A 21,910-nucleotide genomic window follows, 5' to 3' on the forward strand; every position below is an offset into this window, starting at 1 on the left:
TCCTTTGGCCTAATGGCGCTGCGTATGCTCGCTGCGGTGCTGCTGTTGGCAGCTCCCGCAGGCGCGTGGGCGCAGGGTCAGACGCAGGAGAATTATATTGCCGCCGATCTGGTGGCCGAAAGCGCGCCTGTTCCCGGCGAGACGCTGACCGTCGCGCTGCGTTTCCGCCCGCAAGAGGGGTGGCACGGTTACTGGGCGAATCCGGGCGAGGCGGGGCTGGGAATGCAGCTCGACTGGCAATTGCCCGACGGTTGGGAAGCGGGCGAGCCCGATTATCCGGTGCCCGAAGTGCTGCAATTGTTCGGCATTGTGAACCACGCCTACAAGGCGCCGTACACGGTGCTGGTGCCGCTGGCTGTGCCCGAAGGCGCGGATGTTGCGGGGCTGGCACCGATCACCCTCAACGCCCGCTGGCTCGCCTGTTCGGACGAATTGTGCGTGCCCGAAACCGCCACGCTTACGCTGCGCTTCCCGCAGGCGGGCGAGGCTCTGCGCGCCGATTTCGATGCTGCCCGCGCCGCCATTCCCCCGCAGATCGACAGCTCCGCGCGCTTTGCCTTCAGCAGCGATGTCGTGCGCATCGCCATCCCCTTGCCCGAGGCGCTGGAGCTGACCGATCCGCACGTCTTCATCGCGGAGATTGACACGGTCGATTACGCCGCGCCGCAACGTTTCTTTCGCGCCGGTGACGAAATCGTGGTCGAAATCGCCCGCAGCGCGCTTCGCGGCGAGCCGGAGGGGCTTTCGGGCATTCTCGCTTTCGGTGCGCCGGGCGAGGGGGTTCGCTTCGAAGCTGTCCCCGGCGAAGTGCCGAGCGGCGGCACGCCGATTGGCGGGACGATGGCGGATAGCCCGTTCTGGCTGCTGCTGGGCGGCGCGCTGCTCGGCGGATTGCTGCTCAATCTGATGCCCTGCGTCTTCCCGATCCTGAGCCTCAAGGCGCTGACACTGGCGCGCGCGGGGGGCAGCGAGGCGGAGGCTAAACGAGAGGGGCTTGCCTATACGGCGGGCGTGGTGCTCGCGTGTCTGGCGCTGGGCGCGCTGATGCTGGCCCTGCGCGCGGCAGGCGAGCAGGTGGGTTGGGCGTTCCAGCTGCAACAGCCGCTGGTGGTCGCCGCGCTGCTGGTGCTGGCGGTGCTGATCACTGCCAATTTCGCGGGTCTGTTCGAGATTCCCAACCTCCCGATCCGGTCTCGCGGCGGGGGAGGAGCCTTTGCCACCGGCTTGCTCGCTGCGGTCGCGGCAACCCCGTGCACCGGCCCCTTTATGGCCGCCGCTTTGGGAGCCGCGCTGCTGCTCCCCGCACCGCAAGCCATGCTGCTGTTCGGCGCGCTCGGCCTTGGCCTTGCTCTGCCCTTCCTGCTGCTCGGCTTTGTGCCCGCCTTGCGCAATCGCCTCCCCAAGCCGGGGCCGTGGATGGCGACCTTCCGCAAGGTGATGGCGGTGCCGATGGCGCTCACCGCATTGGCGCTCCTCTGGCTCGCATGGCGGCTGGGCGGACTGCACTTCGCCTTCAGCGCGCTGGGTGCAGGCGTGACGCTGGCTGTTCTGTTCGCGACCTTCGGCAGAGCGCGTCCGGTGATGAAGGCGCTGCTGCTCGCGATCCCTGCCTATTTCCTCGTCATGCTGCCCTTCCGCGTGGATGACACATCGGTGCTCGAAGTCGAAAGCGTGCTCGATCCGGTGCCCTATAGCGCCGAGGCTCTGGCCGAAGCGCGGGCGAGCGGGGCGCCGGTATTCGTCTGGCTCACCGCCGACTGGTGCGTCACCTGCAAGGTCAATGAAAGCGTGGCGATCGAACGCGAGGCGACCCGCGCGGCGTTCGAGGCAGCAGGAGTGGTGGCGATGCGCGGCGACTGGACCCGCGCCGACCCGGCTATCACGCGCTATCTGGAAGAATGGGGCGCGGCGGGCGTGCCGCTCTATATCTGGTATCCGGCCGGCGGCGAGGGCGAGCAATTGCCCCAAGTGCTGACGCCCGATGCGTTGGTGGAGCTGGCGGAGGAAGGCTAGCTCGCCTCTTCGCTCCCCTCGGTCTCGTCCTCTTCAACCTCCGGCAATTCGCCACCCGCGCGGCACCAGGCGAGGAATTCGCCCGGTATCCGGCTCCCGCGCATTTCCAGTGTCCCGCGACCGGGCAGGGTGGCGCTCATCTCGCGCGGGCCTTCGAAAATTTCGAGCTGCGTGCTGGCCGCGGGCAGCCGTGCTTCCCAGCGCCATTCGCCATCGACCAACACCGTGTCGGCGAGAAAGCGGCGGCTCATCCCGTTGCCGACAAAGGGGAACAGTGCCTCCTGCCCCGGCAGCGCTTCGGCATGGCGGATGATGACGATTTGCGGCGCGCTATCGTCCGCCAGATCGCAGGCGAGGGTGAGCAGCGGCGGCTGCCCCTCATTGCCGAAATCGACCGCCTGCCCGCTAGGCGCGACCCGCCAGAAGGCTTGTGAGGTATCGGGCGAAGGAAAAGCACGCGCCTGCGGCGGCTCGACCGCGTCAAACACGATCCGCGTAGCTTCGCCTTCCGGCGCGTCATCGGCCGATCCGCACGCGGCGAGCAGCAGGACAAGGGCGGGCGACAGGGTGCGCAAGGAGCGGATCAGGCGGCGCGGGGGACGATTTTTTCCAGATCGCCATTGAGCGCGCGCTTGGCGGTGCGGAGTTCTGCACTGGTCTGGAGGCGGAGGAAGAACCCTTCCGACATTCCAAAATAGCGCGCGAGACGCAGGTCAAGTTCGCCGTCGACACGCGCGCTGCCATCTATCATGGCTTGCAAACGCGCCGGTTCAACCGCGATAGCTTTGGCCAAAGCGGGAGTGTCGAGCTGCAGCGGCTCCATGAATTCCGACACCAGCATTTCTCCCGCATGGGGAATGTGGAGCCAGTCGGGGTTAGTGGTAGTCGACGATTTCGACATCGTAAGCATTTCCGTCTTTCCAGACGAAACATATACGCCATTTCATATTAATTGAAACCGAATGCTGTCCGGCACGGTCGCCAGCAAGCTGGTGCAGACGGTTACTCGGCGGCAGCTTGAGATCATCGAGAGTTTCGGCAGCATCGATCATGTTGAGCCTCGCTAGCGCGCGTTGCTGGATATCGGCAGGCAGCTTCCGGCTGCGCTTGCCGTTCCAGATACGCTCTGCTTCTGCGCTGCTGAAGGTTAGGATCATCGCTGCCTCTTATCGAATGCAGCGAATCAGTGAGTGCATGGTGACGTCTTATGCAAGCTAGGCTAAATAGTTTTCCCCACACAAAAAAATAAAATCGTTTATTAGCAATTATTTACCCATCTTCCGCGCCGTCCGTCCATACCTCAGCTTCCGCGTCCCCGGCTTCCCTTCATTGCTCCGCCCGACCAGCGGCGCTTTCTTCTCGCCGTCCGGAATGCCCAGCTCGTCTGCTTCCAGCCGCCGGATTTCATCGCGCAACCTACCAGCCTCTTCGAACTCCAGATCGGCGGCGGCGGCGCGCATCCGTTTTTCCAAGTCCTCGATATACGAGCGCAGATTGTGGCCGACCAGATTGTTGCGCTCGTCATCGCCGGTATCCACCAGCACGCCATCCTGCGACGCGGTGTGGGCGACGATGTCGGCGATCGCGCGTTTGATGGTGGTGGGGGTTATGCCGTGTTCTTCGTTGAACGCGCGCTGCTTTTCGCGGCGGCGGTCGGTTTCGGCCATGGCGCGTTCCATGCTGCCGGTTATCCGGTCGGCATAGAGGATCACGCGGCCATCGACATTGCGCGCGGCGCGGCCGATGGTCTGGATCAGCGAGGTTTCGGAGCGCAGGAAGCCTTCCTTGTCCGCATCCAGAATGGCGACCAGCCCGCATTCGGGAATGTCCAACCCCTCGCGTAGCAGGTTGATGCCAATCAGCACGTCGTAGACGCCGAGGCGCAGGTCGCGGATCAGCTCGATGCGTTCCAATGTCTCGACGTCGGAATGCATATAGCGCACGCGCACGCCCTGTTCGTGCATGAACTCGGTAAGGTCTTCGGCCATCCGCTTGGTCAGCGTGGTGACGAGCGTGCGGTATCCCTTGGCGGCGGTCGCCTTGGCTTCGGCGATGCAATCCTGCACCTGGTCCTCCACCGGTTTGACCTCGACCGGCGGGTCGATCAGCCCGGTGGGGCGGATCACCTGTTCGGCGAAGACGCCGCCGGTTTGCTCCATTTCCCATTTGCCGGGCGTGGCGGAGACGGCGAAGGTTTGCGGGCGCATCGCGTCCCATTCGTTGAAGCGCAGCGGGCGATTGTCGATGCAGGAGGGCAGGCGGAACCCGTATTCGGCCAGCGTCAGCTTGCGCCGGTGGTCTCCGCGCGCCATCGCGCCGATCTGCGGCACTGTCTGGTGGCTTTCATCGACGAACAACAGCGCGTTTTCGGGCAGATATTCGAACAGGGTCGGAGGTGGCTCGCCGGGAAGGCGGCCGGTGAGGAAGCGCGAATAGTTCTCGATCCCGTTGCAGCTTCCGGTCGCAGCGATCATCTCAAGGTCGAAATTGGTGCGCTGTTCGAGCCGCTGCGCTTCCAGCAAGCGGCCTTCCTCGTGCAGTTCCTTCAGCCGCTCGGTCAGCTCGAATTTGATCGCCTCGGCGGCCTGCTTCATCGTCGGGCCGGGCGTGACGTAGTGCGAGTTGGCGTAGACGCGTACCTTGTCCAGCGCCTCGCCCTTCTTGCCGGTGAGCGGATCAAACTCGGCGATTTCCTCGATCTCGTCGCCGAAAAAGCTGATGCGCCATGCGGTGTCTTCGAGGTGGCTGGGGAACAGCTCCAGATTGTCGCCGCGCACACGGAAGCAACCGCGCGCAAAGGCGGTGTCATTGCGCTTGTATTGCAGCGCAACGAGCTTGCGGATCAGCTCGCGCTGGTCGACCGTCTGGTCACGCTTGATGTCGAACACCATCGCCGAATAGGTCTCGACCGAACCGATGCCGTAGAGGCAGGACACCGAGGCGACGATCAGCACATCGTCACGTTCGAGCAGCGCGCGGGTGGCCGAGTGGCGCATCCGGTCAATCGCCTCGTTTACCGAGGATTCCTTCTCGATATAGGTGTCGCTGCGAGGGACGTAGGCTTCGGGCTGGTAATAATCGTAATAGCTGACGAAATATTCGACCGCGTTTTCGGGGAAGAAGCTCTTGAACTCGCCGTAAAGCTGCGCGGCGAGGATCTTGTTGGGAGCAAGAATCAGCGCGGGGCGCTGCAAGGTTTCGATAACCTTGGCCATGGTGAAGGTCTTGCCGCTGCCGGTGACGCCCAGCAGCACCTGCGTCTTCTCGCCATCCCTTGCGCTTTCCACCAGTTCGGCAATCGCGGTCGGCTGGTCACCGGCGGGTTCATAGTCGGATACGAGTTTGAACGGCTTCTGGTCGTCCGATTTCTCGGGCCGCGCCGGCCTGTGCGGAGTGAACGCTCCGCTCGTGTCCGGCTCTTCGAGCCCGCGCCTGATTACCAATTCTGCCATGCCGGACATATGGCTACACAAACAGGCTTGCTCAAGCGCGGACAAACGGTCAGCATGGCGCGAACACTATTGGAGGGAAATTTGATGCGTTTTTCACTTGTTCTTGCCGCCACTTCGGCACTGGCGCTGGCTGCGTGCAGCGGCGAAACCACAGTGGAGGATCCCAGTGATCCCGAACAGATTGCTGCCGCAACCGAAAGCCTGCCGACCCCGCAGCCGGGGATGTACACCGACACCGCCGAGCTTGTCGAAGTCGAAATGACCGGTGGCACGCCTGAAGAGCAGGAAATGATGAACGCGATTTTCCAGCCCGGATCGACGCAGGAAACGCAGGTTTGCCGCACAGCTGAAGACACCGAGGGCGGGGTGCAGGATTTCCTCGCCACGATGAACGACCTGCCCGATGAATGCGAGATGGAAAACTTCACCGTCAATGGCGGCAATTTCGAAGCGAATATGGTCTGCGCCGGCGACGCGGGTGAATCGGGCAATGTGCAAGTGGCCGGAACGATGACCGAAACCTCGTCCGACGTTACGATGACGATGAATATGGAAAGCCCCGAGGAAGGCCGTACCATGCGCATGGTCATCCGCACCCAGTCGCAGCGCACCGGCGATTGCGAGGCCGAGGCGGCAGCGGGTTAACGCTTTGCCCCTGCCTGCTCCATATCGGGACGCGGGCTGACAAACGTAGTAAACGCAGGGCCGCGGCGATTGTCGCGGCCTTTTGCTGCCTGTAAGTCTCCTTGCAATATCCGGCGTTTCACCGCGCCGCACATTTGTGAGGATCACACCATGCGCTCGACTTTCGCTCTTCCCGTGCTTGCCGCCTTCGCGCTTGCTGCCTGCAGCGGCGATGCTGACGAGGCCGTCAGCGACGAAGCGCTTTCCCCCGATGAAGTCGCTGCGGTGATCGAGGATAATGGCGTGCAGCCGGGCGCAGGCGAATATTCGGTGCGCACCGAGCTCATTGAATTCGATGCGCCGGGCCTGTCCGATGCGAGCATCGCCGAAGCGCGCGCCGAATTTGAAACTGGCGCTGGTGCGCCGTATCTGTATTGTATCACCGATGGCATGGCGCGCGATGCGTGGCTGAGCGAAATGGTGGAGGCAGAATGCAGCTTGTCCCGGTTCACCGCGAATGGCGACGCGCTGGAAGGCGTGATGAACTGCTCGGCACCCGAAGGCTTGAATGGCCGCGTCGAAGTGGCGGGCACGGCGGATGCGGACAGCGCCGATCTGCGCATGACCGCCACGGTGCCGACTGCTGCGGGCGAGGGCACGGTGCGCTTCCGCGTGCTGGCCGAAGCGACCGGCGAGGGCTGCGGCCAGGTGCAGTAACGACTGTGCGATTAGAGGGGGCCGCGGCATGAAGCGCGCGGCCTTGTTCCTTGCCACCGGCGTGCTTGTCGGGCTTCCCGCGGTATTGCTCGCGCAGCAAGCGGAGATGATGGAAGTCCCTTCCAACGGCGCAGCCGATGAGCCGTTCCCCTGGCCCGACTTCCTCGAGACCGACCCGCTGCCGGGCGGCTATCGCTTTACCGTGGCGATGGAGCGCTTCTCCCTTTCCGGCCTTGGCGACATGGGCGGCAAGGACCAGATGGATATGGGCGACCTGATGGGCGAAGAAGCCGAGGTCGACACCGAATATTTCTGCGTGGGGGGCGAGGTCGAGCGGTTCGACTGGCTTGGCGAAATGCGCGAGGATGGCAGCGATTGCAGCGCTGCGCCGGTGCGGATCGATGGCGAGAGCTTCTCCGCCGCGCTGATCTGCCGTGATCCATCCGGTTCGCAAATGCGGATGCGGATCAGCGGTGATGCCAATGAAACCGGCATGGACGCGCTGATGGCCTTGCAAATGAAAGGCAACGGCAGCGGCCAGTTCGACATGGAAATGCGCATGGTGCTCGAACGTATCGGCGAATGCTCCGATCTGCCGCCCGGTGCGCTGGAGCCCGATATCGAAGAGGCGTGGAGCGAGTAGACCGCTCCGTTCACTTGCGATTAGGCGCGTTTCGCATATCTGTAACAAATGCCCAGCGCGCACCCTCCCGTCGGCGATGAGCCATCCCGCCAAGCGGCGGACAATTTCGCCTCGGCGCTGCGTTACCGGCTGAGCCTGCTGCGCGGCACCCAGCCGGAAGAGGCGCATACCCCGCCGCTGCGCTATTTCGCGGTCGAGGCGCTGCATCTGCTCAACCCGCTGGGAAACCTGATGCGCAGGCCGTTACCGGTCGAAAAAGCCAGCCAGACGCGCATTGCGGTGATCCTGCCCGGCTTCGGCACCGGGCCTGAACGGATGCGCTATATGGCGCAGCAACTGGAGCGCGCCGGACACAAGACCAAGCGCTGGGGCCTAGGGCACAATCTCGGCCCCACGGCGCAAACGATCGACATCTTGTCCGACCGCGTGCGCGAATGCGAGGCGCGTTACGGACAGAAAGTGGTGATGATCGGCTGGAGCCTCGGGGGCGTGTTCGCCCGCGAAGTCGCCAAGCAGGTGCCCGAATGCGTCGACAAGGTCATCACCATGGGATCGCCTTTCAGCCATTCGCCCTATTCGAACAATATGTGGCGACCATACCAGTTTGTGGCTGGCCATCCCGTTGAAGCGCCGCCCATTCCCGCCGATACGCATATCAAGCCGCCGGTCGAGACGGTGGCGTTCTGGAGCCCGCGCGACGGGGTGATCTCGCGCCGCGCCGCTTGCGGCCTGCCGGGCGAGCGGGACCGCGCGGTGGCGCTGCGCTGTTCGCATCTGACCTTCCCCGATGCCCCCGAATGCATCGCCGCGCTGCTGCAAGAGCTCGACCCCGCCAAGCCCTGATCTACCCCCGAAGTTAGGCCTTGTGTCTGCGCGGTGTCATGATACCCATATCGCACTGCACAATGAAGTGCACGGGCAGCGAAGGGGACGCATGAACGCCGGCGAGACACCCATGTTTGATGAAATGCACGCGCCCGATGGCAGCGTGCGCGCCGCCTATCGTGGCTATCAGCAATGGCTGTGCGAGCAGGAAGACGGCTGGATGCGCCGCAAGCATCTGGAGGCGGAGGACTTCTTCCGCCGCACCGGCATTACCTTCAACGTGTATGGCGACAATGATGCCGAAGAACGGCTGATCCCCTTCGACATGGTGCCGCGCATCATCTCCGGCGGAGAATGGCGGCGGCTGTCCAAGGGGATCGAGCAGCGGGTGCGTGCGCTCAACGCCTTCATGCACGATCTGTATCACCGGCAGGAAATCATCCGCTCCGGCCGCCTGCCCGAACGCCTGTTCCGCAACAACGCCGCATGGCTGCCGCAAATGGTCGGCTTCACGCCGCCGGGCGGGGTCTACACGCATATAACCGGCATTGATCTCGTGCGCACCGGGCCGGATGAATTTCTGGTGCTGGAAGACAATGCCCGCACGCCGAGCGGCGTCTCCTATATGCTGGAAAACCGCGAAACGATGATGGCGATGTTTCCGGAACTGTTCAGCAAGGTGAAGGTGCAGCCGGTATCCGACTATCCCAACCGCCTTGCCAAAAGCCTCGCCGCCTGCGCGCCTGAAGGCGCTCCCGCCAATCCGACGGTCGCGGTGCTGACGCCCGGCATCTACAATTCCGCCTATTTCGAACACGCCTTTCTGGCTGACCAGATGGGAGCCGAACTGGTCGAAGGCAGCGACCTCAGGGTGATTGACGGGCAGGTGCAGATGCGCACCACGGTCGGGTTCAAGCCTGTCCACGTGCTCTATCGCCGCGTCGATGACGAATTTCTCGATCCGCTGACCTTCAATCCGACGAGTATGCTCGGCGTGCCGGGGATTATGGATGTCTACCGTGCGGGGAAAATCACCATCGCCAATGCGCCGGGCACCGGTGTGGCGGATGACAAGGCGATCTATTCCTTCATGCCCGAAATCGTCGAATTCTACACCGGCGAAAAGGCGCTGCTGCCCAATGTCGATACCTGGCGCTGCGCCGATGCGGACAGTCTGAAGTATGTGCTCGACCATCTGGCAGAGCTGGTGGTGAAGGAAGTCCACGGATCGGGCGGTTACGGAATGCTGATCGGGCCGACCTCGAGCAAGAAGGAAATCGCCGCCTTCCGCGCCAAGCTGGAAGCCAATCCCTCCAATTACATCGCGCAGCCGACGCTGGCGCTGTCGACCTGTCCGATTTTCACCAAACAGGGCCTCGCCCCGCGCCATGTCGATCTGCGTCCCTTCGTACTGTGCTCGCCCGGCGGGGTGGACATCACGCCGGGCGGCCTGACGCGGGTGGCGCTGAAAAAGGGATCGCTGGTGGTCAATTCCTCGCAAGGCGGCGGGACGAAAGACAGCTGGGTGCTCGATGATTGATTTGCTGCGCCTTGGCATTCCCCTCCCGCTTGCGGGAGGGGTTAGGGGAGGGCCTGTAACGGCTGTTCCTCTGACAAGCCCTCCCCCGGCCCCTCCCGCAAGCGGGAGGGGAGTATGCTAGGCCGCGTCGCCAATGGCATCTTCTGGATGTACCGCTATCTCGAACGGGCGGAGAATACCGCGCGATTGCTCGAGGCGGGGCAGCGCATGGCGCTCACCCGCGGCGTGGATTCGGCGACGCGCGAATGGACCTCGGTGCTCACCACGCTCGGCCTGCGGCAGGCCTACGAAGCGCGGCACGATGATTTTGCCAGCGCCCATGTCTGCGATTTCGTGCTGCGGTCCAAAAGCAATCCGCAAAGCGTGCTGGCGATGATGGAGGCAGCGCGCACCAATGCGCGGCTGTGCCGCTCCACCATCACGGCGGAAGTGTGGGAAGCGGTCAACGAAGGCTGGATGATGCTGTCCGAAATGCTGGCAAAGCCGGTCAAGGAAAGCACGCTCAACACCGCGCTCGCCGCAATCCGGCGCGAAAGCACGCTGGCGCGCGGGGCGACGCATGGCTCGATGTTGCGCAACGAGGCCTACAGCTTTGCGCGGCTCGGCACGTTTCTGGAGCGGGCGGACAATACCGCGCGGATTCTCGACGTGAAATATTACCTGCTGCTGCCTTCGGTCAGCTATGTCGGCACGCCGCTCGATACCGGGCAGTGGGAAAATGTGCTGCGCTCGCTCGCCGGAAACCGTGCCTATCGCTGGCTCAATTCGGGCCGGATGGACGCCCGCTCGATCGCCGATTTCCTCATCCTGGACGAGCGTTTCCCGCGCTCTCTGGTGTTCTGCTACGGCGTGATGCGCGAAAATCTGGCGCAGCTGGCGCTGGCGCATGGCGGCGAAACAAGGGCGCACGAGGTGATGCGGGCAGCCGATGTGCAGCTGGCGGACAAGAGCGTGCAGGACGTGTTCGACCAGGGACTGCACGAATTCATCACCGATTTCATCGCCGGTAACCGCGCCATTGCCGATGCCATCGCTGCCGAATACCGGTTCACGGCATAAAGGAGGGGAAACGAAGATGCGCCTCTCCATCCGCCACACCACCCGCTACCACTATGATGCGCCGGTCGCGCACGGGATGCAGCGGATCCAGCTGACGCCCAAGGCTACGCAGGGCCAGCGAATCATCGACTGGGCGATGGAGTATTCGGGCGCGCGCGAAGAGCTTTCGTACGATGACCAGAACTTCAACCACGTCACGCTGCTTTCCGTAGAGGAGGGCGCGTCCGAGGTTGTGGTGACCTGTCGTGGCACGGTCGACACCGAAGACAAGGCGGGCGTGATCGGGCGCCATTCGGGGCATTTGCCGCTCTGGGCCTTTCTCGGCCAGACGCCGCTGACCAAAACCGGCGCGGCTGTCCGCAGACTTGTTGCGCAGACCGACAAGGCGGGCGGCGATCAGGTGGCGATGCTGCACAATCTTTCGCGCACAATCCGCGACGCGGTGGAATATCGCACGGGCGCGACGCAGGTGACCACCAGTGCGGAGGAAGCGGCGGCAATCGGCGCGGGCGTGTGCCAGGACCACGCGCATATCTTCATCGCGGCGGCGCGCAGCCTCGACATCCCCGCGCGCTATGTCAGCGGCTATCTGATGATGGACGACCGGGTGGAGCAGGAAGCGACCCACGCATGGGCAGAAGCACACGTGCAGGGAATCGGCTGGATCGGCTTCGACATTTCCAACCGCATCAGCCCCGATGCCCGCTATGTCCGCGTGGCGACAGGCCGCGATTACCGCGACGCCGCGCCTCTCGTCAGCCTCAGCTTCGGCCAGTCGGCAGGGGCGCTGTCGGTCGAACTCGCCATTGAACAGCAGAGCGTTGAGCAGTAGAGCGGCGCTCCCTCGCACGCCGGAGAATACATGACCTATTGCGTTGGCATGGTGCTCGACAAGGGCCTTGTCCTGATGAGCGACACGCGCACCAATTCGGGCGTCGACAATATCAGCGTGTTCCGCAAGATGTTCACTTGGCAAGTGCCGGGCGAACGGATCATCTCGGTGATGACGGCGGGCAATCTTGCGACCACGCAGGCAGTCATCAGCCACTTGGAAGAACGCTCCAAAGCACCTGAAGAGCGGCAGAACGGCCTGCTCGAACTGCCCACCATGTTCCAGGTGGCGGTGGAAATGGGCAGGCTGCTGCGCGAAATCATCACCGAAACGCAATCCGACAATGGGGAGCGCGGGCAGGGCCGCTTCACCGCCTCGATCATTCTGGCAGGCCAGATCAGGGGCATGGAGCCGCGCCTGTTCATGATCTACCCCGAAGGCAATTTTATCGAAGCCAGCTTTGACACGCCGTTCTTCCAGATCGGGGAAACCAAATATGGCCGGCCGATCCTGATCCGCGGATATGAGCCGGGCATGAGTTTCGAGGACGCGGTAAAATTGCTGATGGTCAGCTTCGATTCGACCCTGAAGGCGAATCTGTCGGTCGGAATGCCGCTCGACCTGATGGTGATCGAACGCGATGCCTTTGTCCCGCTGCACGAGCGGCGGATCGAACATAGCGACCCCTATTTCTCCGCGATTTCGGACAAATGGGGCGAAGCCTTGCGCACCGCCTTCCATTCGCTGCCCGATTACAAATTGGGCGGGTAGGTAGAACTACCTGTTTTCAGGCACAAATTTGTATCACGGCGACATTTTGCTGCGCGCGACGGGTGCGGACTTTTGCGAATGCATCGAAATCCGAGCGAAAATTGTGCCGGAATTCCAAGCGATTGCGCGGCTTTTGCACAGGCAATAGGTGCGATACCGTATAACTACGGAATGTAAAATCCGCATTTTCCCTGCACAAACAGCGGCATGGAACAGCGTATCACCATGCACATCGTCGGCGGCGACAGCCGCTCCCGCGCCGCCCAGTCGCGCCTCGTCCTGTCAATGGGACACCATGCGGAGGTCTATTCCGACCTTGTCGAACTGCTCGACCGGCCGCCGCAGGATGGCCTCGTCATCGCCTCGGAGGATGTTGTCGAGGATGGCATCGCCGCGCTGCTGGAGGAGCTGGCCGATCACGGCATCTGGATCCCGCTGGTGGCCGCGAGCGAGGATCCCGGCGTCGATGAAGTGGTGCAGGCAATCCAGGCGGGCGCGCTCGATTTCGTCGCCCTGCCGCTCACCGAGGACGAACTGCGGCGCATGGTGGCGCATTACCATTCCGACGCCGGTCGCCACGCGGCAGCCCGCCGTCGCCTGATCGATGCGCGCCGCCGCATTTCAGTGCTCTCCAAGCGCGAACGCGAAGTGCTCGACTGGCTGTCCGAAGGATGCAGCAACAAGGCCATCGCCCGCGAGCTCGACATCAGCCCGCGCACGGTCGAAATCCACCGCGCCAATATGATGGAAAAGCTGGGTGCCAGCCACGCGGCCGAAGCGGTGCGGATGCGGCTGGAGGCGGGCCTTGCGGAAAAGAAGCGCGCTGCGGCAGAATTGGGAAACGCAAGTCCGGCTGATCGCGCCGCCCAAGCGATGATGCTGCCCGAAATCATGATACCCCCGCCGCCGCGATAAGCCCCCCCATCGCGGCTGCACAGTAAAGGCGCGGATCGTTTGGCCTCTTGGGGACGGTCCGCGCCTTTTTTGCTGTCCGGAATCAGTGCCTCAACGGCAGAAGGAGCTGCCTTCGATCACGCCTTCGACGTGAAAATGGTCTTCATGCGCGGCGTTGTAATCGGGGCCGAGCACCGTGCCGAAGCGGCGGCAGGCGCTGCGCTGCACGATGCGCAGGAATTCGCGTTCCTGCGCGGTGCCGTCCCACCCCTCGCTCAGCGTGATGACGCGCCCGTCGGCCAGCACAAAGCCGCTGATATCGATGGCATCGGCGGTGGCATGGGCCGAGCGCCGCGAGGAGCCTGCGACATTGCGGCAGGCATAGCTGCCCATCGTCTGGATGCTGGCAAGCCGTGTGCCGAACACTTCCTGCGCCGCGCGGTCGACACCGAATCGCGCCCATGCGGCAAAGGCATTGCTGACAGGGCAGGTGACGGGGCCGAGATTGCTGACATCCAATTGCCCGCTATCGCTGCGCAAAGCGTGCATCTGCACGGTGTTCAAAGTGCTGCACCCTTCGCCGCGATACTGGTCGGGCAGGGGATCGAAACGCACGCCGCTGGCACCGAGATCGGACAGGCACTGCGCCTCTGCCCCGCTGCGCACGACCGGCACGGCGGCCGCCGCCATGCGCGGGGCCGCTGCGGCGGGGGCGGAAGTGGTGACCGGTGCGCTGGTCTGGTTGGCATAATAGGCGTTGCCGCCACCATAGCTGGACTGCGGCACAACCGAGCAGCCGGAAACCATCAGGGCAGCCAAACCAAGGCTAACGAGCGTGTGGGCATTTTTGCGTGTCATGGGATTTTACCTAGTCAGACACTGGTTAACCCCCGCTACGTAGCCATGGTAACCGCCGTCTTAACCATGCGTGAAACCACGAAACGTTTCACAGGTAACCGCAATATGAATTGACTCCTCCGCACAGATATCTAGTGCCGCCGACGGGCCACGCGGTCCCAACGCCGCGCGTGCTCTCTGTAAGGAGAGAATACAAATGACTACGATGCCGACGCTCAAGCCTGAGCGCCCCTTTTTCTCGTCCGGCCCCACGGCCAAGCCGCCCGGATGGAACGCTTCCAACCTCGCAACCGAAAGCCTTGGACGCTCGCACCGTTCCAAGCTGGGCAAGGCGCGCCTTAAATACGCGATTGACCTGACGCGCGAGCTGCTGGGCGTTCCCGATGATTACCTTGTCGGCATTATGCCGGGTTCGGACACCGGCGCGCTCGAATGCGCGATGTGGACGATGCTGGGCGCTGGGCCCGCAACCGTCGCCGCATGGGAAAGCTTCGGCAATGTGTGGATCCAGGACGCGGTCAAGCAGCTCAAGCTGAAAGATCTCACCACGCTCACCGCCGATTACGGCGAAATCCCCGACCTCGCGAGCATTCCGCAGGATCACGACGTGGTCTTTACGTGGAACGGCACCACGAGCGGCGCGAAAATCGCCAATACCGACTGGCTGGAGCCGGGCCGCAAGGGCGTGACCATCAACGATGCCACCAGTGCCGTTTTCGCCATGGAAATGGACTGGGCCAAGCTCGATGCGACAACCTTCAGCTGGCAGAAGGTGATGGGTTCGGAAGCCGCGCACGGTATGCTGGTTCTCAGCCCCAAGGCGGTCGAACGGATCGAAAGCTACGATCCCGACTGGCCGCTGCCCAAGCTGTTCCGCGTGAAGAAGGCGGGCAAGGTTGACCGCGCGATCTTCGAAGGCGCGACGATCAACACCCCCTCCATGCTGGCGGTGGAAGACTATATCTGGTGCCTCGAATGGGCGAAGTCGATCGGCGGGCGTGCCGCGCTGATCGAGCGGGCGAACACCAACGCGCAGATCGTCAAGGACTGGATCGAAGCGACCCCGTGGCTGCGCAATATGGCGGGCGACCCCGCGCAGCAGACCAATACCGGCGTGTGCATGGTGTTCCAGGGCGAATGGTATGACAGCCTGTCCGACGAGGACAAGGCAGGCGTGCCCAAGAAAATTGCCGCCAAGCTGGAAGAGCTCGATGTCGGCTACGATTTCAACGGCTACCGCGATGCCCCTCCGGGCCTGCGCATCTGGTGCGGCGGATCGGTGGAAGCCGAGGACGTGCGCCGCCTGCTGCCGTGGATCGAATGGGCTTACGAAGAGCTGAAGGCCGGACGGCTTTAGGCCAAGACTTACTTAACTCGTCATTCCCGCGAAGGCGGGAATCCAGTTGAGACGGAATTGGCTCTGCCCTGGATCCCCGCCTTCGCGGGGATGACGAAATCACAGATGGATTTCAAATCATGACCAAACCCAAAGTTCTCATTTCCGACAAGATGGACCCCAACGCCGCGCGCATTTTCGAAGATCGCGGCTGCGATGTCGATGTCATCACCGGCGAAACGCCCGAGCAACTGATCGCCCGCATTGGCGACTATGACGGCCTCGCCATCCGCTCCTCGACCAAGGTAACGAAGGAAATCCTCGACGCGGCGACCAATCTCAAAGTGATTGGCCGTGCAGGCATCGGGGTCGACAATGTCGATATTCCCTACGCCTCGTCCAAGGGCGTGGTGGTGATGAATACGCCGTTCGGCAATTCGATCACCACGGCGGAGCACGCCATCGCGCTGATCATGGCGGTCGCGCGGCAAATCCCGGCGGCCAATGCGCAGACGCAGGCTGGCGAATGGCCCAAAAGCGCGTTCATGGGCGTCGAAGTCACCGGCAAGACGCTGGGCCTGATCGGCGCGGGCAATATCGGCTCGATCGTCGCGAGCCGCGCGCAGGGGCTGCGGATGAAAGTCATCGCCTATGATCCGTTCCTGACTGCCGAGCGGGCGGTGGAACTGGGCATCGAAAAGGTCGATCTGGGCGCGCTGATCGCGCGGGCCGATTTCATCAGCCTGCACACGCCGCTGACCGACGAGACCCGCAACATCCTTAGCCGCGAACGGCTGGAGCAGACCAAAAAGGGCGTCCGCATCGTGAACTGCGCGCGTGGCGGTCTGGTGGACGAGGCGGCGCTGAAGGACTTGCTCGACAGCGGGCACATCGCCGGGGCCGCGCTCGACGTGTTCGCGGTCGAGCCGCCAGCGAAGGATCACCCGCTGTTCGGCACTCCCAACTTCATTTGCACCCCGCACCTTGGCGCGAGCACCACCGAAGCGCAGGTCAATGTCGCCTTGCAGGTGGCCGAGCAGATGGCGGACTATCTCGTCAATGGCGGTGTCAGCAACGCCTTGAACGTGCCGAGCCTGAGCGCCGAGGAAGCACCGCGTTTGAAGCCATATATTGCGCTCGCCGAAAAGCTCGGCTCGCTGGTGGGCCAGCTGGAAGGGCCGGATGTGACCGCGCTCAGCGTGGAAGTGTCCGGCGCGGCTGCGGAACTCAATCTCAAGCCGATCACCGCCGCCGTGCTGGCGGGCATGATGCGCAGCTGGTCTGACACGATCAACATGGTCAACGCGCCGATCCTGGCGAAGGAACGCGGGCTCGACGTGCGCGAAGTGCGCCATAATGACGAAGGCGATTACCACACGCTGCTGCGCATCGTCGCCACCACGCCCGAACGCCGCCGCGAAGTGGCAGGCAGCCTGTTTGGCGAATCCGAAATGCGGCTGGTGGAAATCGCCGGAACCCGGATCGAGACCGATCTGGAAGGCCATATGATGTATATCGTCAACGAAGACCGCCCCGGCTTTATCGGCCGTCTCGGCTCGGTGCTGGGCGAAGCGGACGTCAATATCGGCAACTTCCACTTGGGCCGCCGCCTGCCCGACAAGCATCGCGGCGGGGACGCTGTGCTGCTGCTCTCGGTTGACCAGCAGCCTTCGAAAGAGGTGCAGGATGCCGTCTGCGCGCTCGATGGCGTGAAGAAGGTGAAGGCGCTGAGTTTCTAGCGCCTTCAAACTCGTCATCCCCGCGAAGGCGGGGATCCAGAGCGGAGCCATATCGGTCGACACTGGATTCCCGCCTTCGCGGGAATGACGAAGTTATGTATGGGCGCGAATCATGACCATCCCCACGCAAGACCTCCTGCCCGAAGGCCTCGAAGACCGTCTGCCGCAAAGCGCGGCGGCGGCGGCGCGTATCCAGCGCGCGATGCTCGATGTGATGCGCAGCCACGGCTATGACCGGGTGCGCCCGCCGCTGATCGAATTCGAGCAGAGCATGGCCCGCCGGATGGACGGGGTGCAGACGCGCAAACTGTTCCGTTTTGTCGATCCCAAAAGCCTGCGCTCGCTGGCTTTGCGGAGCGACATGACGGTGCAGGTCGGGCGCATCGCTGCGACCGGTCTCGCCAATGCGCTGCGCCCGTTGCGGCTCGCCTATGCCGGGCAGGTGGCGCGTATCCAGGGCGATATGCTCGACCCGCGCCGCGAATACCAGCAGGTCGGGGCCGAGCTGATCGGCAGCGATAGCGTGGCGGCGGCAAGCGAAGTGGTCGAACTGGCGATCCTCGCGCTGGAAGCGTCGGGGGCGAAGGGCATTTCGGTCGATTTCACATTGCCCGATCTGGTCGATACGCTCGCCGACGGGCCGCTCCCGCTAACCGCAGAGCAGCGCGACATCGTGCGGCGCGAGCTCGATGCCAAGGATGCGGGCGCGCTGGTCGATGCGGGCGGCGAGGCCTATCTGCCGTTGATCCACGCGGCTGGCCCGTTCCCCGAAGCGGCGGAGAAACTTGCCGCGCTCGACGCCACCGGCGCGCTCGGCACGCGGATTGCCGCCTTGCACGAGATCGCCGGGCGGGTGCAGGGCCGCGCGCGGCTGACGCTCGACCCGTCCGAACGCCACGGCTTCGAATACCAGAGCTGGTTCGGCTTCACCCTCTACGCGGAGGGCGTGCGCGGCGCGCTGGGGCGCGGCGGCACTTACCGTATCGGCGGCAGCGATGAAGCCGCGACCGGCTTCTCGCTCTTCCCCGATGCTTTGGTTGAAGTGGTCAAGGCCGCCGAGGATCTGGGCCGCAAGCTGTTCCTGCCGCTGGGCCATGACCGTCCAGCAGCAGCGAAACTGCGCGCCGAAGGATGGCGAACCGTGGCAGCTTTGTCGGAAAGTGACGATGCGTCGGCGCTGGGCTGCACCCACGTGCTCGACGGGGGCGAGGCGAAAGCGGTTTAGCGCAGGATTTCGGCGAGCCAGGCATCGACCACGGCGGTCGCCGGATAGTCCGGATCGCCCAATCGCACATTGATCTCCCGATGGCCACGCAGGCCGCGCCCGGCAAAACCTTGGACGCGGGCGGGTGTGCCAGCGGCTTGTAGGGCGGCGGCAAGCGCTTCGCTTTGCCGCGTCCCATCACGCCGTTGCACGTGCAGGATCAGGAAGTTCGGAGCATTCGGGCCATCGGCATGGAATGTCGGCGAAAGCGCGCGCTGGCGAGCGGGATCGCTGCCAAACGCGTCGGCATAGCGATCCTGCATGATACGGTTGCCGTCTTCGATCTGGCGAGGGACATCATAGGCCGCACCGTCCAGCGGCAGTACGCCGCGGATGTCGCTGTGGCTCAGGCCCACGCCGCGCAGATATTGCGGATCGGTTCCCACCAGCGCGACGAGATGTGCGCCAGCCGAATGACCGGTCAGCACAATCCGCCCGGCATCCAGCCCGAGCTCTGCCGCGTTTGACCGCAAATGCGCCACCGCGCTCGCCACATCGCTCGCCTGCTGCTCCACCGTCGCATCGGGCACCAGCCGGTAATTGACCGAGGCCACGGCATAGCCTTGGGCCTGCCAGTGCCGCAGCTTGTGCGAATCCACCATCATCCGCATATCGCCGCGCGACCATCCGCCGCCATGGACGAACACGATCACCGGCGCATTGCGCGATGCGCCCGGCCAGAACAGCATTTGCTGCAAGCGTTCATCGCCATAAGCGATGGTTTGCGCGTCGGGCAGGGCGAGGCGGGTCTCGATCTCCGCTTGCGGCAGAGCAGCGAGCGGATGGGCGAACGCGAAGAAGAGCGCATAGGTCAGCATGGCGCGTTTCCTTTCGCCGCCCATCATCGCTGGGCGGAGGGGCAAAGGCCAGACGCAAAAAGTCGATAATTGTCGCGGCCAACCCGCTGCCTGCCACCAATGTGTTTGCCTCTCGCCATTGCCCTTGCCCACGCCAAGCCCTAAGGCGCGGCGGGTTTCTTTCGTAAAGGATTGTTCAGTGGCAAACGTCACCGTAATCGGCGCGCAGTGGGGCGATGAAGGCAAGGGCAAGATCGTCGACTGGCTGGCGACCCGTGCCGATGTCGTGGTGCGTTTCCAGGGTGGGCACAATGCCGGGCACACGCTGGTAGTGGGTGACCAGACCTACAAGCTCAGCCTGCTGCCCAGCGGCATCGTTACCGGCACGCTGAGCCTGATCGGCAATGGCGTGGTGCTCGATCCCTGGGCCTTGCAGAGCGAAATCGCCAAGCTGGAATCGCAGGGCGTGTCGATTACACCCGCGAATTTCGGCATCGCCGACAATTGCCCGCTGATCCTGCCGCTCCACCGCGATCTTGATGGCTTACGCGAAGCGGCAGCGGGTGCGGGCAAGATCGGCACGACGGGGCGCGGCATCGGCCCTGCTTACGAAGACAAGGTCGGCCGCCGCGCCATCCGCGTGTGCGATCTGGCGCATCTCGATGATCTCACCCCGCAGCTCGACCGGCTCTGCGCGCATCACGACGCGCTGCGTGCGGGGTTCGGGCAGGCTCCGGTGGACCGCGACGCGCTGCTTGCCGAACTGCGCGAAATCGCGCCTTTCGTGAACCAGTTTGCGCAGCCGGTGTGGAAGCGCCTCAACGAAGTGAAAAAGACCGGCGCGAAAATCCTGTTCGAAGGCGCGCAGGGCGTGCTGCTGGATGTCGATCACGGCACCTATCCCTTCGTCACCAGCTCCAACACGGTGAGCGGCACCGTGGCGAGCGGCAGCGGGCTTGGCCCCGGCAGCGCGGGCTTTGTGCTCGGCATCGTCAAGGCCTATACCACCCGCGTGGGCAGCGGCCCGTTCCCGACCGAGCTGGAGGACGAAGTGGGCCAGCGTCTGGGCGAGCGCGGGCACGAATTCGGCACCGTCACCGCAAGGAAGCGCCGCTGCGGCTGGTTCGACGCGGTACTGGTGCGCCAGACCTGCGCGCTTAGCGGCGTCACCGGCATTGCGCTGACCAAGATCGACGTGCTCGACGGCTTCGAAACGATCAAGATTTGCAACGGTTACCGCCTGGGCGATCAGGTGCTCGACTATCTGCCGTCGCACGCTGCCGAGCAGGCGGCTATCGAACCGATCTACGAGGAATTCGAGGGCTGGGAAGGCACTACGGTCGGCGCGCGCAGCTGGGCCGATCTGCCCGCACAGGCGATCAAATATATCCGCCGGATCGAGGAACTGATCGAATGCCCCGTTGCGAGCGTTTCGACCAGTCCCGAGCGCGAGGACACGATCCTCGTACGCGACCCGTTTGCGGATTAGTCCTTCTTCTCGCTCAACATCGCCACCTGCACCTGCAGGCGTTTCACTTCGCGCAATATGCTGAGCATATTCATGCGGCTGAACAGCCATTGCTTCACGAAGCCTTGCATATTCAGCACGGCCAGCGCGGCAATTGCCCACATCAGATGTTCGAACTGGTCGTGCGAGGTGAAGACCTTGTAGAAGCAGAAGACAATCAGCCCGCCAAAGACGAGGCTGAGCGCGAAGACCAGCTTGGTCCAATTGCCCATCGGGCCGCTCATGCTGTCGCCGATCTGGCGCCACAGGCTGCGGTCGCTTTCCAGCTCGCTCAGGAATTGCTTGTCATCGGCATCCAGCACATCGCGGATGCGGTCATCGATATCGGTCATGGTCAGTCTCCAGATAATGCCGCCTTCAACTGGCGGCGGGCGTGGAACAGGCGGGTCTTGGCGGTGCCGCTGGGCACGCCTTGGACTTCGGCGATTTCAGCAAGGGTGAACCCCTCGACATAGTGCAGATGCGCGGCGAGCCGCTGGTCTGCGGGAAGTGCGGCGATGGCTTGCCGAATGGCGAGCGCCTCGTCGGGAGCTTCGAGCGGCGCGGCCAAATCCTCGGGAACCTCACCGCCAGCACGGCGGCGTCCCTGCTGCTCTGCGCGGATGGCATCGGCGCATTTGCGGTGGAGGATGGTGAAGGCCCAGGGCGCGAAGCGCGCCGGGTCTGCCAGCGAGCCGATCCCGCCGAGCACCGCCACCCAACATTGCTGTGCGGCGACCTGCGCCAGATCATCGCTGCCGAGCATCCGGCGGGCGGTGCGCAGCAGGCGCGGGTGCCAGCGCTGCGCCAGCCGCTCGCCCGCGCGCCGGTCTCCGCCCACATAGAGCGTGACGAGCAATTCGTCATAAACCCGCCCTGTTTGCGCCACCGTTCCCATCCCCTTGCTTGTGCGTCGATTGGATAGTCGCGGCAAGCGGCGGAAAGGTTCAATCGGCGCGATGAAGAAATGCGGCAATTACGCGAAAACCCTCGCACTGGCGCAAAATAGCCCCGCACTGGCTCCGGCCTATCGTGCGCT

Annotated in this window: 22 protein-coding genes; 14 read left to right on the forward strand and 8 right to left on the reverse strand. The window is 63.7% G+C overall.

Annotated elements, in window-relative coordinates; translation table 11 throughout:
• Positions 1–12: 12 nt before the first annotated feature.
• A complete protein-coding gene (locus tag ACS0VV_RS02735) occupies positions 13–2,013 on the forward strand; it encodes a protein-disulfide reductase DsbD family protein (RefSeq protein WP_483531200.1) in 2,001 nt (666 codons plus the stop codon).
• Here ACS0VV_RS02735 and ACS0VV_RS02740 read toward each other — a convergent pair.
• The 4 genes from ACS0VV_RS02740 to uvrB all read right to left on the reverse strand — a co-directional run bounded on the left by ACS0VV_RS02740 (position 2,010) and on the right by uvrB (position 5,465).
• Positions 2,010–2,588 (reverse strand): hypothetical protein, encoded by a 579-nt coding sequence (locus tag ACS0VV_RS02740; RefSeq protein WP_483531201.1) that lies wholly within the window; start codon positions 2,586–2,588, stop codon positions 2,010–2,012. The genes ACS0VV_RS02735 and ACS0VV_RS02740 overlap by 4 nt on opposite strands.
• Before the next feature lie 8 nt (positions 2,589–2,596).
• Positions 2,597–2,914, reverse strand: coding sequence for a HigA family addiction module antitoxin (locus ACS0VV_RS02745; protein ID WP_483531202.1), 318 nt, complete (start codon positions 2,912–2,914; stop codon positions 2,597–2,599).
• Entirely contained in the window at positions 2,889–3,170 is a 282-nt protein-coding gene (locus ACS0VV_RS02750) for a type II toxin-antitoxin system RelE/ParE family toxin (protein WP_483531203.1), read from the reverse strand. Before ACS0VV_RS02750 ends, ACS0VV_RS02745 begins: the two co-directional genes overlap by 26 nt.
• Before the next feature lie 108 nt (positions 3,171–3,278).
• The gene (gene uvrB, locus ACS0VV_RS02755; RefSeq protein ID WP_483531204.1) at positions 3,279–5,465 is read right to left on the reverse strand and encodes an excinuclease ABC subunit UvrB; all 2,187 of its coding nucleotides are present in this window, start codon (positions 5,463–5,465) and stop codon (positions 3,279–3,281) included.
• A gap of 84 nt (positions 5,466–5,549) precedes the next feature.
• Here uvrB and ACS0VV_RS02760 point away from each other — a divergent pair, with 84 nt between their 5' ends.
• From ACS0VV_RS02760 to ACS0VV_RS02800, 9 genes are all read left to right on the forward strand, one after another.
• On the forward strand, positions 5,550–6,110 hold the full coding sequence (locus tag ACS0VV_RS02760) for a DUF3617 domain-containing protein (protein WP_483531205.1): 561 nt from the start codon (positions 5,550–5,552) through the stop codon (positions 6,108–6,110).
• 150 nt (positions 6,111–6,260) lie between these two features.
• Entirely contained in the window at positions 6,261–6,806 is a 546-nt protein-coding gene (locus ACS0VV_RS02765) for a DUF3617 domain-containing protein (RefSeq protein ID WP_483531206.1), read from the forward strand.
• A gap of 28 nt (positions 6,807–6,834) precedes the next feature.
• Positions 6,835–7,449 carry a DUF3617 domain-containing protein gene (locus tag ACS0VV_RS02770; RefSeq protein ID WP_483531207.1) on the forward strand — a complete coding sequence of 205 codons (615 nt, stop codon included), beginning with the start codon at positions 6,835–6,837 and terminating at the stop codon, positions 7,447–7,449.
• 48 nt (positions 7,450–7,497) lie between these two features.
• A complete protein-coding gene (locus ACS0VV_RS02775; protein ID WP_483531208.1) occupies positions 7,498–8,292 on the forward strand; it encodes an esterase/lipase family protein in 795 nt (264 codons plus the stop codon).
• Between the two features lie 91 nt (positions 8,293–8,383).
• A complete protein-coding gene (locus ACS0VV_RS02780) occupies positions 8,384–9,814 on the forward strand; it encodes a circularly permuted type 2 ATP-grasp protein (RefSeq protein WP_483531209.1) in 1,431 nt (476 codons plus the stop codon).
• A 114-nt stretch (positions 9,815–9,928) separates the two neighbouring features.
• Entirely contained in the window at positions 9,929–10,873 is a 945-nt protein-coding gene (locus tag ACS0VV_RS02785; protein ID WP_483531210.1) for an alpha-E domain-containing protein, read from the forward strand.
• 16 nt (positions 10,874–10,889) lie between these two features.
• Complete coding sequence (locus ACS0VV_RS02790) at positions 10,890–11,705, forward strand: transglutaminase family protein (protein WP_483531211.1); 816 nt, start codon at positions 10,890–10,892, stop codon at positions 11,703–11,705.
• Positions 11,706–11,735: 30 nt separating this feature from the next.
• A complete protein-coding gene (locus tag ACS0VV_RS02795; RefSeq protein WP_483531212.1) occupies positions 11,736–12,476 on the forward strand; it encodes a proteasome-type protease in 741 nt (246 codons plus the stop codon).
• Positions 12,477–12,683: 207 nt separating this feature from the next.
• Entirely contained in the window at positions 12,684–13,391 is a 708-nt protein-coding gene (locus ACS0VV_RS02800) for a response regulator transcription factor (RefSeq protein WP_483531213.1), read from the forward strand.
• Between the two features lie 90 nt (positions 13,392–13,481).
• Here the strand turns inward: ACS0VV_RS02800 and ACS0VV_RS02805 are convergent, their stop codons facing one another.
• Positions 13,482–14,228, reverse strand: a complete 747-nt coding sequence (locus ACS0VV_RS02805) for an extensin family protein (RefSeq protein ID WP_483531214.1) — start codon at positions 14,226–14,228, stop codon at positions 13,482–13,484.
• A 196-nt stretch (positions 14,229–14,424) separates the two neighbouring features.
• Here ACS0VV_RS02805 and ACS0VV_RS02810 point away from each other — a divergent pair, with 196 nt between their 5' ends.
• The 3 genes from ACS0VV_RS02810 to ACS0VV_RS02820 all read left to right on the forward strand — a co-directional run bounded on the left by ACS0VV_RS02810 (position 14,425) and on the right by ACS0VV_RS02820 (position 18,528).
• Positions 14,425–15,585: a phosphoserine transaminase gene (locus tag ACS0VV_RS02810; RefSeq protein ID WP_483531215.1), complete on the forward strand. Its 1,161-nt coding sequence runs from the start codon at positions 14,425–14,427 to the stop codon at positions 15,583–15,585.
• A 119-nt stretch (positions 15,586–15,704) separates the two neighbouring features.
• The gene (gene serA, locus ACS0VV_RS02815) at positions 15,705–17,303 is read left to right on the forward strand and encodes a phosphoglycerate dehydrogenase (protein ID WP_483531216.1); all 1,599 of its coding nucleotides are present in this window, start codon (positions 15,705–15,707) and stop codon (positions 17,301–17,303) included.
• 112 nt (positions 17,304–17,415) lie between these two features.
• Positions 17,416–18,528, forward strand: a complete 1,113-nt coding sequence (locus ACS0VV_RS02820; protein WP_483531217.1) for an ATP phosphoribosyltransferase regulatory subunit — start codon at positions 17,416–17,418, stop codon at positions 18,526–18,528.
• Here ACS0VV_RS02820 and ACS0VV_RS02825 read toward each other — a convergent pair.
• Positions 18,525–19,385, reverse strand: coding sequence for an alpha/beta fold hydrolase (locus tag ACS0VV_RS02825; RefSeq protein WP_483533488.1), 861 nt, complete (start codon positions 19,383–19,385; stop codon positions 18,525–18,527). The genes ACS0VV_RS02820 and ACS0VV_RS02825 overlap by 4 nt on opposite strands.
• Before the next feature lie 178 nt (positions 19,386–19,563).
• Between ACS0VV_RS02825 and ACS0VV_RS02830 the strand changes: the two genes are divergently transcribed.
• On the forward strand, positions 19,564–20,853 hold the full coding sequence (locus tag ACS0VV_RS02830) for an adenylosuccinate synthase (protein ID WP_483531218.1): 1,290 nt from the start codon (positions 19,564–19,566) through the stop codon (positions 20,851–20,853).
• Here ACS0VV_RS02830 and ACS0VV_RS02835 read toward each other — a convergent pair.
• On the reverse strand, positions 20,850–21,224 hold the full coding sequence (locus ACS0VV_RS02835; RefSeq protein WP_483531219.1) for a DUF6768 family protein: 375 nt from the start codon (positions 21,222–21,224) through the stop codon (positions 20,850–20,852). The two genes, ACS0VV_RS02830 and ACS0VV_RS02835, sit on opposite strands and share 4 nt — an antisense overlap.
• 2 nt (positions 21,225–21,226) lie before the next feature.
• Positions 21,227–21,769, reverse strand: a complete 543-nt coding sequence (locus tag ACS0VV_RS02840; protein ID WP_483531220.1) for an RNA polymerase sigma factor — start codon at positions 21,767–21,769, stop codon at positions 21,227–21,229.
• Between the last annotated feature and the right edge of the window lie 141 nt (positions 21,770–21,910).

The organism is Aurantiacibacter sp. KMU-128 (assembly GCF_056933515.1).

Coding starts and splice junctions, on each gene's coding strand:
- ACS0VV_RS02735 (WP_483531200.1), top strand. CDS start 13: ATGGCGCTGCGTATGCTCGCTGCGGTGCTGCTGTTGGCAGCTCCCGCA.
- ACS0VV_RS02745 (WP_483531202.1), bottom strand. CDS start 2,914: ATGTCGAAATCGTCGACTACCACTAACCCCGACTGGCTCCACATTCCC.
- ACS0VV_RS02750 (WP_483531203.1), bottom strand. CDS start 3,170: ATGATCCTAACCTTCAGCAGCGCAGAAGCAGAGCGTATCTGGAACGGC.
- uvrB (WP_483531204.1), bottom strand. CDS start 5,465: ATGGCAGAATTGGTAATCAGGCGCGGGCTCGAAGAGCCGGACACGAGC.
- ACS0VV_RS02760 (WP_483531205.1), top strand. CDS start 5,550: ATGCGTTTTTCACTTGTTCTTGCCGCCACTTCGGCACTGGCGCTGGCT.
- ACS0VV_RS02765 (WP_483531206.1), top strand. CDS start 6,261: ATGCGCTCGACTTTCGCTCTTCCCGTGCTTGCCGCCTTCGCGCTTGCT.
- ACS0VV_RS02770 (WP_483531207.1), top strand. CDS start 6,835: ATGAAGCGCGCGGCCTTGTTCCTTGCCACCGGCGTGCTTGTCGGGCTT.
- ACS0VV_RS02775 (WP_483531208.1), top strand. CDS start 7,498: ATGCCCAGCGCGCACCCTCCCGTCGGCGATGAGCCATCCCGCCAAGCG.
- ACS0VV_RS02780 (WP_483531209.1), top strand. CDS start 8,384: ATGAACGCCGGCGAGACACCCATGTTTGATGAAATGCACGCGCCCGAT.
- ACS0VV_RS02785 (WP_483531210.1), top strand. CDS start 9,929: ATGCTAGGCCGCGTCGCCAATGGCATCTTCTGGATGTACCGCTATCTC.
- ACS0VV_RS02790 (WP_483531211.1), top strand. CDS start 10,890: ATGCGCCTCTCCATCCGCCACACCACCCGCTACCACTATGATGCGCCG.
- ACS0VV_RS02795 (WP_483531212.1), top strand. CDS start 11,736: ATGACCTATTGCGTTGGCATGGTGCTCGACAAGGGCCTTGTCCTGATG.
- ACS0VV_RS02800 (WP_483531213.1), top strand. CDS start 12,684: ATGGAACAGCGTATCACCATGCACATCGTCGGCGGCGACAGCCGCTCC.
- ACS0VV_RS02805 (WP_483531214.1), bottom strand. CDS start 14,228: ATGACACGCAAAAATGCCCACACGCTCGTTAGCCTTGGTTTGGCTGCC.
- ACS0VV_RS02810 (WP_483531215.1), top strand. CDS start 14,425: ATGACTACGATGCCGACGCTCAAGCCTGAGCGCCCCTTTTTCTCGTCC.
- serA (WP_483531216.1), top strand. CDS start 15,705: ATGACCAAACCCAAAGTTCTCATTTCCGACAAGATGGACCCCAACGCC.
- ACS0VV_RS02820 (WP_483531217.1), top strand. CDS start 17,416: ATGACCATCCCCACGCAAGACCTCCTGCCCGAAGGCCTCGAAGACCGT.
- ACS0VV_RS02825 (WP_483533488.1), bottom strand. CDS start 19,385: ATGCTGACCTATGCGCTCTTCTTCGCGTTCGCCCATCCGCTCGCTGCT.
- ACS0VV_RS02835 (WP_483531219.1), bottom strand. CDS start 21,224: ATGACCGATATCGATGACCGCATCCGCGATGTGCTGGATGCCGATGAC.
- ACS0VV_RS02840 (WP_483531220.1), bottom strand. CDS start 21,769: ATGGGAACGGTGGCGCAAACAGGGCGGGTTTATGACGAATTGCTCGTC.